Raw genomic sequence first — 15,421 nt, 5'->3', positions numbered from 1 at the left:
GACGACGTGGTCTGGGATTCACATCTGAAAGATCCGATCCATGACCGTCGCTCCTCCTCGAAGTACCGGTCGGATCTGCTTGCGGTAGACCAGTTCTGTCACTGCCGTGCTGCTGTGCCGGACCAAGCGGGAGATTTCCTCCAGGGGAGTCCCGTTGTCGGACAGCAGAGACACGAAGCTGTGTCGAAGCTCTCGGGGTGTCCAATCCTGGGGGTCCAGGCTCGTATGCTTGACAACACGGCGGAATGCACGTCGCACGTTGGCCGCGTCGAGCTCGGTGCCAGCGGCGGACGCAAAAACAAGACCGCGCTCTGACCAGGAATCGCCTTGCTCTTCCTGCTGAGCCCGCCGTTGCTCAATTAGCACGTCAACGCACCGTTTGGGCAGCGCGAGCGTGCGACGAGACTTGCGAGTCTTGGTGTCTCCTCCACTCCGTACTGAGCGCCATACGGCTACGTACGGTGCTTCGGGCCGGGGTGCCGCATCGAACGTGCCGCCGTACAGGTGTACGCGCTCCCGCATTCCGGGAAGCCCGTGCCCCCGGTGCGGCCCGGCCGCCCGGCGGCCTTGCCCGTCATCGGTGATCTCGATGGCCACCTCGTCGACTCTGTAGTGCACGTTCACCCTGGCCGAATCGGTGGCCGCGTGTTTGACCACGTTGGTCAGCGCTTCCTGGACGATCCGATAGGCCGCCAGATCGATCCCCGCAGGCAGCGTATGGCGCTGGCCAGTGGCAGAAAGATCCACCTGGACACCTGCCCCGGCGCTCTGTGCCAGGAGTCGGTCGAGGTCGGCCAGTCCTGGGGCGGGCGCCGTTCCCGGCGGATCGCCCTGGTCTTCCACGCGTAGCACGCCCAGTAGCCTTCGCATCTCGGCCTGGACACCCCCGTTATCCGCCGCCCGTTTCCGATAGCGGGATCGTGTAGCGCGAACGCAACGACCCCGCACCCGAGCGGCCAGCCCATCCAGGCACCTCGGACTCAGCCGCCCGATGACCCGTGAACGTGGCCTGGCAGGTGTGATGAGATGCACGGGCCAAAGGCTAGGCATGCTCAGGCGCCCGGCACATCGACCCAAAGGCTGGTTCATCCGAGGGCACCGCCACTGGTTCCGCCGGCCGAGGTCATGCCCACCGCGAGCCTAAAGGCCGGGGTAAATCTTGATGGGCTGACCTGGACCGAGGGGGCGCTGACGTCGTGCCATGACCCGGTGAAATTCCTGCGCCCACGCGTGTACGCGTGCCGAGAAGCTGGATCTACCTGACTAAATGCGGCCGTCACCTAGGGACGAATTCCACTTACGTCCGCCGTGACCGCGTCGTTATATCAGGAAGAGCGCCGCGGCTCGCGAGCGTGGTGAGGACCGGTACGCGCGCGGGAGAAAGGGGCGGTCGTGGCTGTCGAACGCATTGACGCGGTTCCTGGATTCCAGGGGGCCCAGGCGGTTGCCGACGCGATTCTGTACGAGGGCTACCTGCTGTACCCGTACCGGCGTTCCTCGGTGAAGAACCGGGTGCGCTGGCAGTTCGGGGTGCTGCTGCCGGAGCCGTGGGCGAAGGCGAACGGGCTGGCCGATGTGCGCGCGGGCGTGGCGGGTTCGGCCGAGTCGTGGTGGCAGCAGACCGAGTGTCTGGTCAGGGCGTCGAAGGATGTCCTGGTTCACTGCCGGCTGCGGTTTCTGCAACTGCGGCACAGGTCGGTGGAGGAGAGCCTTCCCGATGGCACATATCGTGCGGTCGATCAGGCGGGGTCGGCGCTGAGCTTTGACGAGGCGGTCGCCCGCGAGTTCGACGTCCACGTGCCCGTTGGTGAACTGCTGGCCGGCGAGAAGCGGTTCGAGGTTCGGATGCCGGGCGGCGTGGACGTGGAACGGCTTGCCGAGGGCGGGCGGTTGCGGTGGGAGGTGTGGCCGCTGCGGGCGTCGCTCACCTTGTCGATGGTCGCCTGCGATACCCCCCTGTTCAGGTTGCGGGCCCATGTCGAGAACACCGGGCAGGCGTCCGCGCCGGACGCCTCGCGGGATGAGGCGCTTCGCGCGTCGCTGATCGCCTCGCACGTGCTGCTGGCCGTGCCTGGCGGCTGTTTCGTCTCGCTGCTGGAGCCCCCGGAAGGAGCCGAGGCAGCCGCGAGCGCCTGCGCGAACGTGCGGACCTTCCCGGTGCTGGTCGGCGCCGAGAAGGACAGCGAGGTGGTCCTGTCCTCGCCCATCCTGCTCTACGACCACCCGAGGATCGCCCCGGAAAGTCCGGGCGATCTGCACGACTCAGCGGAGATCGACGAGATCCTGTCGCTGCGGACGCTGACACTGACCGAGGCCGAGAAACGGGAGGCGCGGGCCACCGACCCTCGCGCCGCCGCGATCCTCGACCGGGTCGAGGCGATGCCGCCGGACGTGCTGGCACGCCTGCATGGAACCACACGCCTGCCAGTGCCCGCGTCTTCCGCGCGCCAGGCCGTCGATCCGGCTCGCGAACCCGCTGCCGCCGATCCGGTTCGCGGAGCCCAGGTCTCGTGGTGGAGTCCGGAAGCGGACGCCGCCGTCGCTCCGGAGATCAACAGCGTCATGGTCGGCGGCACGCTGGTGCGGCGCGGGAGCCGGGTACGCCTTCGCCCCCGCCTACGCGGAAGCGACCCCCAGGACATGTTCCTCGACGGCAGGGCGGCCAGAGTCGAAGCCGTACTGCTGGACGTGGACGGCGCCCACCACCTCGCCGTAACCCTGGAGGACGACCCCGGCGCCGACCTGCACCAGTGGTACGGCCGTTTCCGCTACTTCGCCCCGGACGAGGCGGAGCCCTTGCCCGACGGAGAACCGGCATGAGCGGCCGGGTTCTCGTCGCGGGTATCGGCAACGTCTTCCTGGGCGATGACGGCTTCGGCGTCGAGGTGGTCAACCGGATTGACGCGTCCGCCCTCCCGTCCCGCGTCGACGTCGTCGATTACGGCATCCGCGGCGTGCATCTGGCGTACGAGCTGCTCAACGGCCGGCACGACACCTTGATCATGGTGGATGCCGTGCCCATCGAGGGCCCGCCGGGCACCCTGGCCGTTCTCGAGGTCGATGACGCGGATGCCGTCGTCGCGGGCCCGGTGCCGGTGAACGGGCATGGCATGCATCCGCAGGCCGTACTCGATCTGTTGCGGAACTTGGGCGGCGGGGTGCGGCGGGTGCTGATCGTGGGCTGCCGACCCGCGGTGATCGACGAAGGTATGGGCCTGTCCGCCCCGGTTGCCGCCGCCGTTGACGACGCGGTCCGGCTGGTGGTGGATCTGGCCAGGCGGATCCAACAAGCGGACGTGGAGTGTGCTGATGCATGAGACGGGATTGTGCGACGCGATCGTTCAGGTGGTTCTGGACCGGGCCGATGGCCGGCGGGTGAGCGCGGTCCGGGTCCGCGTCGGCGGGCACGTCGGCGGGCACGAGATCAATCCGGACATCATCGATCAGGGTTTCCGGGTGGCGGCTGCCGGGACGCCGGCCCAGGACGCCGATGTCGAGGTGGTGATCGAGCCGCTGTCGGTGCGCTGCCGGGGCTGCGGCGGTCAGGGGCCTGCCGTGGAGGCGTCGGCGCTGGTCGCCTGCGCGCGGTGTGGCGGCGTCGACATCGAGGTGACGGGCGAGGCCGAGGTCGAGCTGGAGGCGATCACGTTCGCGCACAGAGTTGACGGAGGTGTGACATGACCGGATTCAAGGAGATGCACATCCTGTGGATCTCGGAGGGCATGAGCTGCGACGGCGACACCGTCTCGGTGACCGCGGCCTCGCAGCCCGCGATCGAGGACGTGGTCAACGGCCTGGTCCCGAGGTTGCCGAAGGTGCACCTGCACAACAAGGTGCTCTCGCCGACCGTGGGCGGCGAGGACTTCCTGGCGCCGTTCCGGGCGGCCGCGCGGGGGGATCTGGCGCCTTTCATCTTCGTCATGGAGGGTTCCGTCCCCAACGAGAAGATCAACGGGGACGGTTACTGGACGTCGTTCGGCAACGACCCGGTCACCGGCGAGCCGATGCCGGTGAACACCTGGATCGACATGCTGGCGCCGCGGGCGTGGGCGGTGGTGGCCATCGGAACCTGCGCGACGTACGGCGGCATCCACGCCATGGCCGGCAACCCGACCGGATGCATGGGCCTGGCCGACTACCTGGGCTGGGATTTCCGGTCGGCCGGTGGACTGCCGATCGTCAACGTCCCCGGATGCCCGGTTCAGCCCGACAACTTCATGGAGACCCTGACCTGGGTGCTCTACCACGCCGCGGGCAGCGCACCACCGCCACCGCTGGACGAGATGCTGCGCCCGCAGTGGCTGTTCGGCCGGACGGTGCACGAGGGCTGCGACCGGGGCGCCTACTACGAGCAGGGCGACTTCGCGCGGGACTACAACTCGCCCAAATGCCAGGTGAAGGTCGGCTGCTGGGGCCCGGTGGTCAACTGCAACGTGCCCAAACGCGGCTGGATGGGCGGGGTGGGCGGCTGCCCGAATGTGGGCGGTATCTGCATCGCCTGCACGATGCCGGGCTTCCCCGACAAGTTCATGCCGTTCATGGACATGCCGCCGGGCGGCAGCCTGTCCACCATGTTGATCAGGCCGTACGGCGCGTTCATCCGGCGGATGCGCGGCATCACCAATCACACGGCCAACAGAGAGCCCCGGTGGCGGCACAACCGTGATGCTCTGACCAGCGGATTCAACCCGCACTGGCGTCCTTAGACAGCAACAGGAGAGACAGGAGCACGGGGATGGTCATGGAGCAGGAAGCCACCGAGGAGGTCGGCAAGCTGGTCGAGATGTCGTGGGATCCGATCACCCGCATCATCGGGAACCTCGGCATCTACACGAAGATCGACTTCGCGAACCGGCAGGTCGTGGAGTGCCACAGCACGTCCTCGCTGTTCCGTGGCTACTCGGTGTTCATGAAGGGCAAGGATCCGCGGGACGCGGGATTCATCACCAGCCGGATCTGCGGCATCTGCGGGGACAACCACACCACCTGCTCGGTGTACGCGCAGAACATGGCCTACGGCATCAAGACCCCCAAACTCGCCGAATGGATCATCAATCTCGGCGAGGCGGCCGAGTACATGTTCGACCACACCCTCTTCCAGGACAATCTCGTCTTCGTCGACTTCTGCGAGGCGATGGTCAAGGACACCAACCCGGGCCTGCTGAAACGAGCCAGGATCACCGAGGCGCCGAACGCCGCCATGCACGGCAAACGCACCATCGCGGACATCATGGAGGCGTTCAATCCGTTCGAAGGGGACATCTATAAGGAGGCGCTGCGCGTCAGCCGTACCACCCGGGAGATGTTCTGCCTGATGGAGGGCAGGCATGTGCACCCGTCGGCCGTCTATCCGGGCGGCGTCGGCACGATGCCCACCCCGACGGTGTTCACCGACTACCTGTCCCGGTTGCTCGGCATCGTGGATTTCGTGAAGAAATCGGTCGCGTTGAACGATGACGTCTTCAACTTCTTCTACGAGGCGCTGCCCGGCTACGAGGAGGTGGGCCGGCGCCGGGTTCTGCTGGGCTGCTGGGGGGCGTTCCAGGATCCCGACGTCGTCGACTACCGCTACGAGTCGATGAACGAGTGGGGCAAGGCGATGTACGTCACCCCGGGCGTGATCGTCGACGGCAAGCTGATCACGACCAATCTCATCGACATCAATCTGGGCATCCGCATCCATCTGGGCAGCTCGTTCTACGACGACTGGGTGGCCGAGGATCCGTTCGTCACCCATGATCCGCTCGGCAATCCGGTGGACATGCGTCATCCGTGGAACCAGACGACGTTGCCCGCGCCGCAGAAGCGTGACTTCAAGGGCAACTACAGCTGGGTGATGAGCCCGCGCTGGCTGGATCCGCGCACCGGCGATCATCTGGCGCTGGACACGGGCGGCGGCCCGTTCGCCCGGTTGTACAGCACGGCGCTGGCCGGTCTCGTGGACACCCCGTACGTCAAGTCGACCGGTTCTTCGGTGCGGATCTCGCTGCCGAAGGGCGACGAGTTGCCGGAGACGACGCTGGAGTGGAAGATCCCGCGCTGGTCGAACGCGATCGAGCGGAACAGGGCCCGGGTGTACTTCGTGGCGTACGCCGCCGCCATGGCCGTCTACTTCATCGAGCAGGCCCTCGGGCGGGTGCGCGGCGGCGACACCAAGGTCTTCCAGGACTTCGAGGTGCCGGACGAGGCGATCGGCGCCGGATTCCACGAGGCGGTGCGCGGGGTGCTCTCGCATCACATGGTGATCCGGGACGGCAAGATCGCCAACTACCATCCGTACCCGCCGACGCCGTGGAACGCCAGCCCGCGGGACGAGTTCGGCACGCCGGGGCCGTACGAGGACGCCGTCCAGGGTATGCCGATCTTCGAGGAGAACGGCCCGGACGACTTCAAGGGCGTCGACATCATGCGCGCGGTCCGCAGCTTCGACCCGTGCCTGCCCTGCGGCGTGCACATGTACCTCGGCAAGGGCCGCACGCTGAAGAAGCTGCATTCGCCCATGTTCGGGGCCGGACATGGGTGAACGCCTGGACGACCGGACCGTCGCCGTCCGGCTGGAGGTGCTGGAGGAACTGCTCGCCGAGCTGGAGGCGACGGCCGCGGAGACGCCGCTCGACGCCGTCGCCCTGCTCGCCGAGGTGTACGGCGAAGCGCTCGCCCGGGTCATGGAGCAGGCGGAGCCCGAGCTCCAGACGGTTCTGGCGGGAGACGTGCTGCTGGCGCATCTGTTCGCACTGCACGGGATCCGTTCCGGGCAGGCCGACACGAAGACGTTCATCCCGACGGACGCGCTGCTGCGAAAACCGGAGGTGACGACGTGACCGTGCTCGATCGGGTGATCAACAGGACGGTCGTCCGGGAACGGCGGGCCGCCGAGCCGTGCGAGCTGTGCGGTGCTCCCCTGGCGGGCGCGCACGCCCACCTGTACGCGGAGCAGCAGGAACACCTGCTGTGCGCGTGCCGGGCCTGTGCGCTGCTGTTCGAACGCGGCGGGGCAAGTTTGGGCCGCTTTCAACTGGTTCCCGACCGCCGGATCCGGCTCACCGGCCCGGCCGACCTCGGCATCCCCGTGGGCTTGGCGTTCTTCGTGCTGCGCCCGGACGGGGTCGTCCTGGCCCACTACCCGAGCCCGGTGGGAGCCACCCGCTGGGAGCTGGACGTTGACGTATGGGCGCGCATCACCGGCCAGTACGAGCCGCTGCGATCGATGCGGCCGGGGGTGGAGGCGTTCCTGGTGGCCGTCGTACGCGGCATGGACGAACGGTGGCTGGTCCCTATCGACGACTGCCACCGCCTGGTCGCGCTGGTACGCGGCGAGTGGAAGGGCATGTCCGGCGGCCAGGAACTCTGGACGCGGCTGGCCCGATTCTTCGCCGAACTCTGAAAGGGAGGACCGACATGGCTGGAATCCGCGTGGGCAAACCCGACGTGGCACCGGACACGACCGCGCACGTCAAGGGCGTACGCCAGGGGAATCAGCGGCGCGCCGGCCGCTGGCAGGTGGGACACCACAAGGACGGCACCGCCGACGCGCGTCGGTCCACCGGGGTGCGGCCCAAGAAGGAGAACCCCATCCTGCCGGTCATGCCGAACCTGCCGCCAGGCTGAGAGGAGGTGTGACATGCGACCGAACAAGAAGATGCTGGCCCTGCTCGGCGGGGCCCTGCTGCTCGCGCTGTTCTGGCGGGAACTGCCCGCGATGAAGCGCTACATCAAGATCGAGAGAATGTGACGCAAGATGTGCCTGGGCATTCCCGGCGAGATCGTCGAACTCCTTCCCGGACCGACCGAACTGGCCACGGTCGACGTCGTGGGCGTCCGGCGGGCCATCAACATCGGCCTGCTGGGCGAGCAGGGAGTTCGCCCAGGCGACTGGGTGCTGGTCCATGTGGGCTTCGCCCTGTCCAAGATCGACGAAGCGGAGGCGGCGGCCACGCTGGCCCTGCTCACCGGTCTCGGGCAGGCCTATACCGATGAGCTCGAAGCGCTCGCGGAATCAGACATCACCTGAAAGGCGACCGACGTGCGGTTCATCGATGAATATCGCGATGCGGGCAGGGCCAGAATGCTGGCGTCGCAGATCCGGGAGCTCTGCGAACCGGGTCGTCAGTACACGTTCATGGAGGTGTGCGGGGGCCACACGCACACCATCTACAAACATGGGCTGGAGGACTACCTGCCGGAGGCCGTGACGCTGGTGCACGGCCCCGGCTGCCCGGTGTGCGTGATCCCGATGGGACGCGTCGACGACGCCATCGACCTCGCCCGCCGGCCGGGGGTGATCATGACCTCGTTCGGGGACATGATGCGCGTGCCCGGCGGCCAGGGATCGTTCCTGGACGCGAAAGCGGCCGGGGCGGACATCCGCATGGTGTATTCGCCGCTGGATGCCCTGAAAATCGCCCGGATGAATCCGGATCGCACGGTCGTCTTCATGGCCATCGGCTTCGAGACGACGGCGCCGTCCACCGCGATGACCGTGCTGCGGGCCGCCGCCGAAGGGCTGTCCAACTTCTTCGTCTTCTGCAACCACGTGACCATCATTCCGGCCATCAAGGCGATCCTGGACTCGCCGGACCAGCGGCTGGACGGCTTCATCGGGCCCGGCCACGTGTCGACCGTGATCGGCTGCCGGCCGTACGAGTTCATCGCCCGCGAGTACGGCAAGCCGCTCGTGTGCGCCGGGTTCGAGCCGCTGGACATCCTGCAGTCGATCCACATGCTGCTCCGGCAGCTCGCGGACGGCCGGGCCGACGTGGAGAACCAGTACACGCGGGTGGTGCCGTGGGACGGCAACCGCACGGCGCTGGAGGTGATCTCCCAGGTGATGGAGGTGCGGCCGTTCTTCGAGTGGCGGGGGCTGGGGTTCATTTCGCAGTCGGCGTTGCGGATGCGGGAGGCGTACGCCGCGTACGACGCCGAAGTGCTCTTCGACGTGCCGGGCGTGCGGGTGGCCGACCCCAAGGCGTGCCAGTGCGGGGAGGTGCTCAAAGGGGTGCTGCAACCGTGGGAGTGCAAGGTCTTCGGGACGGCCTGCACGCCGGAGACGCCGATCGGCACGTGCATGGTCTCTTCGGAGGGGGCCTGCGCCGCGTACTACAACTTCGGCCGGTTCACCCGCAGCCGGCACAAGGAGACGAGCCGTACATGACCGCCGACCAGACCGCCGCGTGGGCCGAGCAGGCCATCGCCGAAGCCGCCCACGAGCCCGGATCCGCGCACCCGTCCCGGGAGGAGCAGGTGCTGCTGCGGATCGAACGCGCCCGCCGCCGCAGGCCGAAGGTCAGGGAGGAGCGGATCACCCTGGCGCACGGCGCGGGCGGCAAGGCGACCCGGACCCTGATCGACGCCGTCTTCGTGGACGCCTTCCGCAATCCCGCGCTCGAGCCGCTGGGCGATGGGGCGGTCCTCGACGTCAACGGCGGGCGGCTGGTCTTCACCACCGACTCCTACGTGGTGTCGCCCCTGTTCTTCCCCGGCGGGGACATCGGCGACCTCGCGGTGAACGGGACGGTCAACGATCTCGCGGTGTGCGGCGCGCGCCCCCTCTACCTGTCGGCCGGGTTCATCCTGGAGGAGGGATTCCCCGTCGCCGACCTGCGCCGGATCACCGCTTCCATGGCGGCGGCGGCCGCGCATGCGGGCGTCACCATCGTGACCGGGGACACCAAGGTGGTGCAGCGCGGCCGGGGAGACGGCTGCTATGTCACCACGTCCGGGGTCGGCGTGCTGGAGCGGGAGATCACCCTGGGCGAGCCGATGGTACGGCCCGGCGACGCTGTGATCGTGTCCGGCCCGATCGGCGAGCACGGCATCACGATCATGATCGCCCGGGGCGAGCTGGACATCGAGGCGGACCTCGCCTCCGACACGGCGGCCCTGCACGACATCGTCGCGACGCTCCTCGACGCCGTTCCGGTGCGCATGCTGCGCGATGCCACGCGCGGCGGGGTGGCGACCGTGCTCAATGAGGTCGCCCAGGCCGCGCAGGTGTCCGTCGTGATCGAGGAACCGGCGATACCGGTGCGTCCGGTCGTGACCGGGGCCTGTGAACTGCTCGGCCTGGATCCGCTGTATGTCGCGTGCGAGGGCAGGTTCGTGGCGGTTGTGGACGGCGATCACGCGGCTGCCGCGGTGGCGGCGCTGCGCGGGCATCCGCTTGGTGAGGGTGCCGCAGTTGTTGGGGTGGTTGAGGCGGATCCGGCGGGGCTGGTGCTGCTCAAGACGGCTTTCGGGGGTACCAGGATCGTCGATGTGCTGGTCGGGGATCCGCTTCCGCGCATCTGCTGAGGCGATCGCGGGCCGCGGCGACCACTGCTTGGCCCAGGGAGATGCCGCCGTCCCCCGGTGGCACCCGGGAGTGGACCAGGACCTGGAGGCCGTGTCGCTCCAGTCCGGACACCACCAGTTCCAGCAGGACGACGTTCTGGAAAACGCCGCCGGACAGCGCGACCGTCTCCAGCCCGGTACGGTCCCGCAGCGTTCGCACCGCCCGGACGACGGCGGCGGCCAGCCCGTTGTGGAACCGGGCGGCGATGCGTTCCACGGCGACGCCGGATCGCACGTCCTCGGCGGCGCTTCGCACCAGATCGCTGCCCGCCAGGACCAGCAGGTCGCCGTCGTTCACTCGCATCGGGTAGGCGCCTTGTTCGGCGGGGTCCACGCGGGCTTCCAGTTCGGCCGCGGCCTGGCCCTCGTAGGTGATCACATCGCGGATACCGGCGACCGCGGAGACGGCGTCGAACAGCCGCCCGGCACTGGAGGTGAGTGGAGAATTCGTTCCGGTTCGTGCCAGCGCGACGGCCGCTGCCCATCGGTCGTGGTACCGCCGTCGCACCGGGAGATCGGGGACGTCGTCGCCGTAGCCGCGGTCGAGGAAGGCGGCCGCCATCCGCCAGGGCTGCCGGATCGCCGCCGCGCCGCCGGGCATCGGCACCGCCTCCAGGTGGCCGGCCCGGTGAAAGGTCGTGAGGTCGGCGATGAGGAGTTCGCCGCCCCACAGGGTGCCGTCCGCGCCGAAGCCGAGGCCGTCGAACGCCACCCCGATCACCTGGCCGGCGTACCCGTTGTCGGCCAGGCAGGAGGCGATGTGGGCGTGGTGGTGTTGCACGCCTACCAGGTCAGGTTCGTGTCGTTCCATGGCGTATTTGGTGGAGAGGTACTCCGGGTGCAGGTCGTGAGCGATCACGGCGGGGCGTACCCCGAAAATTCTGCAGAAATGGTCGATGCCTTCGGTGAAGGACCGCAGGGTTTCGTAGTTCTCCAGGTCGCCGATGTGGTGGGAGACGAACGCCTGGCCGCCCTTGGCGACGCAGAAGGTGTTCTTCAGTTCGGCTCCACAGGCGAGCACCGGGCGGGGGAACGGCCACGGCACGGTGATGGGCGTCGGCACGTAGCCACGGGAACGGCGGATCGGCAACTCCCGGCCGCGGTAGACGCGGATGAGGGAGTCGTCGGCGCGTACGTGGATGCGCCGGTCGTGCAGCAGGAACCCGTCGGCGACGGAGGACAATCGGCGCAGGGCGTCCTCGTCCTGGCAGGCGATCGGCTCGCCGGAGAGATTTCCGCTGGTCAGCACGAACGGACGGGCGGCCTGCCCGGCCAGTAGGTGGTGGAGCGGCGTGTGCGGCAGCATCACCCCCAGGTCGCGGCTGCCCGGGGCCACCGCCTCGGCGATGGCGGCGTTCTCGCGCCGGGGAGCCAGCACGATGGGCCGGCGGATGCCGGTGAGGAGCCGTTCCGCCTCGGGCCGCAGGTGGACCAGCGCTCCGGCCGCGGCCAGATCGGGCGCCATCACGGCGAAAGGACGCGTCTCCCGGCGTTTGCGGGCTCGAAGTACGTCGACGGCTCGCGCCTGGTCGGCGAGGACGGCCAGGTGATAGCCGCCGAGTCCCTTGACCGCCAGGACGCGACCCTGGCGAAGCCACGTCACCGCCGTCATGATCGGATCTCCCGGCACAGGCAGGCCATCCGCCCCGAGCAGGCGCAGGGCCGGTCCGCAGGACGGGCAGCAGACCGGCTGCGCGTGGAACCGCCGATCATGGGGATCGCGGTATTCGCGCTCGCACGCGGCGCACATGGCGAAGTCGGCCATCGTGGTGGTATGCCGGTCGTAGGGGACTCCGGTGACGATGGTGAAACGCGGCCCGCAGTTCGTACAGTTGGTGAACGGGTGGCCGAAGCGGCGGCAGGCCGGGTCGGCCAGCTCGGCCAGGCAGTCGGCGCATGGCGCGGTGTCCGGCGCGACCAGGGCCTCGCGAAGCGCGCCGCCTTCGCTGGCGACGATACGAAACCCCGTCTCCCCGGTTGGATCCGTCGTCTCGACGGTCACCTGGTCGACGATCGCCAGCGGCGGGGTCTGCTGGCGCAGTGCGGCGACGAAGCCGTCCAGGTCCGGCCGTTGCCCTTCCGCCTCGATGAACACGCCGCCGGCGTCGTTGCCCACGAAACCGGCCACGCCGTGCTCGCCTGCGAGTACGCACACGAAAGGACGGAACCCGACCCCCTGCACCAGCCCCTGGACCCGGACTCGGATGCGCTCCACGCCGGTCATCGGAGTGCGGTCAGCTCCCACAGGACGTGATAAAGCGTGATCTGCGCTTCCTGAATCCGGTGTACCGACGTGGACGGCACGACGAACAGATGGTCGGCCAGGTCGTCCCGCGCCATCGTGCCGCCGTCGTAGCCGACGAGACCGATCGTGAGCATGCCCCGCCTGCGTGCCTCCGCCAGGGCGTTGAGCACGTTGGCCGAGCCGCCGCTGGTGGACAGGCCGATCGCGATGTCACCACGGCGGCCGAGGGCGGCGAGCTGCCGGGCGAAGACCAGGTCGTAACCGACATCGTTGGACAATGCCGTGAGCACGGCCACGTCCTGGGCGAGGGAGATGGCCGCGACCGGACGCGCCCCCGCCGGCGGATTGGCGAACGTCTGCGCGATGTCCTGCGCGTCGGTGCTGCTGCCTCCGTTGCCGAAGGTGAACAGCCGCGCACCGCCGTCGATGGCCGCAGCCATCGCCTGGGCGCAGGCGACCAGCCGCTCTCCGTGCAGGTGGGCCAGCGACCGGCGCAGCGTGACGATCTCGGCGATCTTGTCCTGGGTGGATCGGCGCAGCTGCGTTTCGTCAGGGTCGGCGAGGCCCGCGTACAGGAAGGGGTAAAGGGTCTCCAAGCCACCGGGCTCACTCATGGACTTCCCCTTGTACGGCGATGGCCTCCTTGGCGTGGACGAGCACGATGTCACCGGGCCGGGCGTCCACCAGGGCCACGCTGATCTCCTCCGGGCCGGACTCGGTGTCCACCATCGCGAGGCCGTCGGGCAGCAGCCGGTTCACCCGGCGGGGCACGGCGACGTCGGAGCAGGTGACGCAGATGTCGGGGCGGTCTTCGCCGGTCATCGGGCGGCCGCCGGGTCGGGCTGCTCGATGAAGACGTGCACCAGCTCCCAGAGGAGGTGGTAGATGGTCACGTGAACCTCCTTGACGACGAGCGGATCGCTGGAGCGTGCGACCAGCAGGTGATCCACGGCGGGTGTGTCCCGTTCGCTGGTGAGCGCCACAGTGAGCAGGCCGAGCTCGCGTGCCGCGTCCAGGCCGCGCGACACGTTCGCGCAGACGCCGTCGGCGGAGATGCCGATGGCGATGTCATCGGGGGCGGCCAGCAGCCGGAGTTGGGCGGCGAAGATGTCGTCCAGCCCGTCGGTTCTGGCGATTCCCGTCACGAGCGCGACGTCGTTGGTCAGGGAGACGGCGGGAAGCGCCTGTTTGCCGACGATGACGGGGTGGACGAACTCGACGGCGACATGCTGGGCGTCGGTCGCGGATCCCCCGTTGCCGAATACGATCAGCTTTCCGCCCTGCTGGAATCGCAGCGCCATGTCCCGGCAGGTGTGCAGGATCCGGTCCGCGTCCTCGGACAGGGCGGTGCCTGGACTTACCCGGCGTTCGAAGGCGGCTGTCACGACGCTCTCGTGCATGGCGGACCTTTCTACGTGTACTGCGCAGTCGGGACGGCCGGGGTGATCCGCCGCCAGCGGGTCAGGCAGGACTCCACCACGTTGCTGAGTTCCGTCAGCCGGGCCATCCAGGTCTCCAGCGCGGCCATGCCGGTCGCGGTGAGTTCGTAGCGCCGGCGGGCGGGTCCGGTCGCCGAGGCGACCCAGGTGGAGGCCAGCAGGCCTTCCCGCTCCAGGGCGCGCAGGACCCGGTAGATCTGACCGGGTTCCATGTCATCGGCTCCCAGCAGGGAAAGGCGCTCGATCAGGTCGTATCCGTGGGCGGGGCGTTCGCAGATCAGGAGAAGCAGGAAGGGGTGGAGGAGGCTACGGATCTCACTACCGGGCATGGCGCTCCTCCTCGCGGGACCACTCGTGCCCGTTGGTGACCTGCATCAACTAGGACGGTAGACACCGTGATGCCGGTGTTCACGGCGCGCGCGCGGCACTTGTGGCAGTCATCGCCCGCTTAAGGGGAGAAATTGGCACCGCGCCCTGAACGCCCGTCTCGTGCGCGTCCCTCTGTCTACAGCGTCGTCCAGTAGGTGTGGAGGCGGTCGGCGAGTTCGGCTGGGCGGCTCAGCATCGGGTGGTGGCTGCCGGGCATGACGTCGGGGGTGATGCCGAGCCGGTCCTCGGTGACGGCGCGCATGAATTCGAGGGGGAAGAAGCGGTCATCGGCGCAGATCAGGGCGCGGGTCGGGACCTTGGGGAGGGCGGTTGCCGGCCAGGCGGCGTTCGTTGACGTGTCGGCTTGATCCCGGCTGTCCGCCAGTGCGGCGTCGGCGAGATCGCGGGGCACGTCGTGGAGGAACAGCGCGTACACATCGGGGTCGGGGTCGTGGCGGAGGTTGCTCTCGGCGAGGGCCGTCGCGTGGTCGGTGTTCTGCCACCAGTCAGCCGGGCGCTCACCTGGACGGGGAATCATCCCGGCGACGAAGACAAGCAGGTCGACCGCGATCCGGTCGCAGACGAGCGGCGCGGTGAATCCGCCGAACGAGTGCGCCACCACGACCAGGTCGCGCTGGCCGCCGATGGCCTCGACCACGGCGTCGGCATACTCCGGCAGACCCGCCGTCTTCTCCTCATACGGCAGTTCGACCGCGACGGCGCTGTGACCGCGCCCGCGCAATTCCGCCGCCAGCAACGACCAGTAACCCGGTCCGGAACCCCCACCGGGGATCAACGCGAAGGTAGCCATGAACCACTACTACCGGTTCCCACCGACAATCCTGCGACGGGCACGTGGCGGTTGCCGGCGATCGCGAGCACGGGCTGGTGTAATTCGCGGAGTCGGCGCATCGGGGAGCGCCCATTGGATGGCCTGGTCACACGAGTTATCAAATGACGGTGTGGCTTGCTAGGGGAGGTGGCTCAGCGTGTCATCTGTCCGGATTCGCGGTGGGTGACCCATTGCCACCACGATGTT

Annotated in this window: 18 protein-coding genes; 11 read left to right on the top strand and 7 right to left on the bottom strand. The window is 68.6% G+C overall.

Features of this window, described 5'->3' with window-relative positions; translation table 11 throughout:
* Nucleotides 1-18 precede the first annotated feature (18 nt).
* Nucleotides 19-747, bottom strand: a complete 729-nt coding sequence (locus ABGB08_RS12260) for a tyrosine-type recombinase/integrase (RefSeq protein ID WP_347589490.1) — start codon at nt 745-747, stop codon at nt 19-21.
* Between the two features lie 645 nt (nt 748-1,392).
* On the opposite strand from ABGB08_RS12260, the gene ABGB08_RS12255 reads away from it, so the two are divergent.
* The 11 genes from ABGB08_RS12255 (at nt 1,393) to hypE (ending at nt 10,290) form a co-directional block, all read left to right on the top strand.
* Nucleotides 1,393-2,820 (top strand): hypothetical protein, encoded by a 1,428-nt coding sequence (locus ABGB08_RS12255; RefSeq protein WP_347589488.1) that lies wholly within the window; start codon nt 1,393-1,395, stop codon nt 2,818-2,820.
* Entirely contained in the window at nt 2,817-3,317 is a 501-nt protein-coding gene (locus ABGB08_RS12250) for a hydrogenase maturation protease (protein ID WP_347589486.1), read from the top strand. The genes ABGB08_RS12255 and ABGB08_RS12250 overlap by 4 nt, the downstream gene beginning before the upstream one ends.
* Nucleotides 3,310-3,681 carry a hydrogenase maturation nickel metallochaperone HypA gene (locus ABGB08_RS12245; protein ID WP_155353572.1) on the top strand — a complete coding sequence of 124 codons (372 nt, stop codon included), beginning with the start codon at nt 3,310-3,312 and terminating at the stop codon, nt 3,679-3,681. The genes ABGB08_RS12250 and ABGB08_RS12245 overlap by 8 nt, the downstream gene beginning before the upstream one ends.
* The gene (locus tag ABGB08_RS12240) at nt 3,678-4,706 is read left to right on the top strand and encodes a hydrogenase expression protein HypE (RefSeq protein WP_347589484.1); all 1,029 of its coding nucleotides are present in this window, start codon (nt 3,678-3,680) and stop codon (nt 4,704-4,706) included. The genes ABGB08_RS12245 and ABGB08_RS12240 overlap by 4 nt, the downstream gene beginning before the upstream one ends.
* Nucleotides 4,707-4,735: 29 nt before the next feature.
* Nucleotides 4,736-6,523: a nickel-dependent hydrogenase large subunit gene (locus tag ABGB08_RS12235; protein WP_347589482.1), complete on the top strand. Its 1,788-nt coding sequence runs from the start codon at nt 4,736-4,738 to the stop codon at nt 6,521-6,523.
* A complete protein-coding gene (locus ABGB08_RS12230) occupies nt 6,516-6,821 on the top strand; it encodes a hypothetical protein (RefSeq protein WP_347589480.1) in 306 nt (101 codons plus the stop codon). Before ABGB08_RS12235 ends, ABGB08_RS12230 begins: the two co-directional genes overlap by 8 nt.
* Nucleotides 6,818-7,384, top strand: a complete 567-nt coding sequence (locus ABGB08_RS12225) for a DUF5947 family protein (RefSeq protein ID WP_347589478.1) — start codon at nt 6,818-6,820, stop codon at nt 7,382-7,384. The genes ABGB08_RS12230 and ABGB08_RS12225 overlap by 4 nt, the downstream gene beginning before the upstream one ends.
* A 14-nt stretch (nt 7,385-7,398) precedes the next feature.
* Nucleotides 7,399-7,608, top strand: a complete 210-nt coding sequence (locus ABGB08_RS12220; RefSeq protein ID WP_347589476.1) for a hypothetical protein — start codon at nt 7,399-7,401, stop codon at nt 7,606-7,608.
* A 130-nt stretch (nt 7,609-7,738) separates the two neighbouring features.
* Nucleotides 7,739-8,011 carry a HypC/HybG/HupF family hydrogenase formation chaperone gene (locus ABGB08_RS12215; protein ID WP_347589474.1) on the top strand — a complete coding sequence of 91 codons (273 nt, stop codon included), beginning with the start codon at nt 7,739-7,741 and terminating at the stop codon, nt 8,009-8,011.
* 12 nt (nt 8,012-8,023) lie between these two features.
* Nucleotides 8,024-9,151: a hydrogenase formation protein HypD gene (hypD, locus tag ABGB08_RS12210; RefSeq protein WP_347589472.1), complete on the top strand. Its 1,128-nt coding sequence runs from the start codon at nt 8,024-8,026 to the stop codon at nt 9,149-9,151.
* Nucleotides 9,148-10,290 carry a hydrogenase expression/formation protein HypE gene (hypE, locus tag ABGB08_RS12205; protein ID WP_347589470.1) on the top strand — a complete coding sequence of 381 codons (1,143 nt, stop codon included), beginning with the start codon at nt 9,148-9,150 and terminating at the stop codon, nt 10,288-10,290. Before hypD ends, hypE begins: the two co-directional genes overlap by 4 nt.
* Here hypE and hypF read toward each other — a convergent pair.
* The 6 genes from hypF to ABGB08_RS12175 all read right to left on the bottom strand — a co-directional run bounded on the left by hypF (nt 10,220) and on the right by ABGB08_RS12175 (nt 15,193).
* Nucleotides 10,220-12,553 (bottom strand): carbamoyltransferase HypF, encoded by a 2,334-nt coding sequence (hypF, locus tag ABGB08_RS12200; RefSeq protein ID WP_347589468.1) that lies wholly within the window; start codon nt 12,551-12,553, stop codon nt 10,220-10,222. The genes hypE and hypF overlap by 71 nt on opposite strands.
* A complete protein-coding gene (locus ABGB08_RS12195) occupies nt 12,550-13,188 on the bottom strand; it encodes an SIS domain-containing protein (RefSeq protein WP_347589466.1) in 639 nt (212 codons plus the stop codon). The genes hypF and ABGB08_RS12195 overlap by 4 nt, the downstream gene beginning before the upstream one ends.
* Nucleotides 13,181-13,396: a HypC/HybG/HupF family hydrogenase formation chaperone gene (locus tag ABGB08_RS12190; protein WP_347589464.1), complete on the bottom strand. Its 216-nt coding sequence runs from the start codon at nt 13,394-13,396 to the stop codon at nt 13,181-13,183. The genes ABGB08_RS12195 and ABGB08_RS12190 overlap by 8 nt, the downstream gene beginning before the upstream one ends.
* Nucleotides 13,393-13,974 (bottom strand): SIS domain-containing protein, encoded by a 582-nt coding sequence (locus ABGB08_RS12185; RefSeq protein WP_347589462.1) that lies wholly within the window; start codon nt 13,972-13,974, stop codon nt 13,393-13,395. Before ABGB08_RS12185 ends, ABGB08_RS12190 begins: the two co-directional genes overlap by 4 nt.
* Before the next feature lie 11 nt (nt 13,975-13,985).
* A complete protein-coding gene (locus ABGB08_RS12180) occupies nt 13,986-14,342 on the bottom strand; it encodes a helix-turn-helix transcriptional regulator (RefSeq protein WP_347589460.1) in 357 nt (118 codons plus the stop codon).
* Between the two features lie 176 nt (nt 14,343-14,518).
* Nucleotides 14,519-15,193: an alpha/beta hydrolase gene (locus ABGB08_RS12175; protein ID WP_347589458.1), complete on the bottom strand. Its 675-nt coding sequence runs from the start codon at nt 15,191-15,193 to the stop codon at nt 14,519-14,521.
* Between the last annotated feature and the right edge of the window lie 228 nt (nt 15,194-15,421).

It is taken from the genome of Acrocarpospora sp. B8E8, from assembly GCF_039871605.1.
Lineage (GTDB): Bacteria > Actinomycetota > Actinomycetes > Streptosporangiales > Streptosporangiaceae > Acrocarpospora > Acrocarpospora macrocephala.
This window is presented reverse-complemented; position numbering and strand designations above follow the sequence as displayed.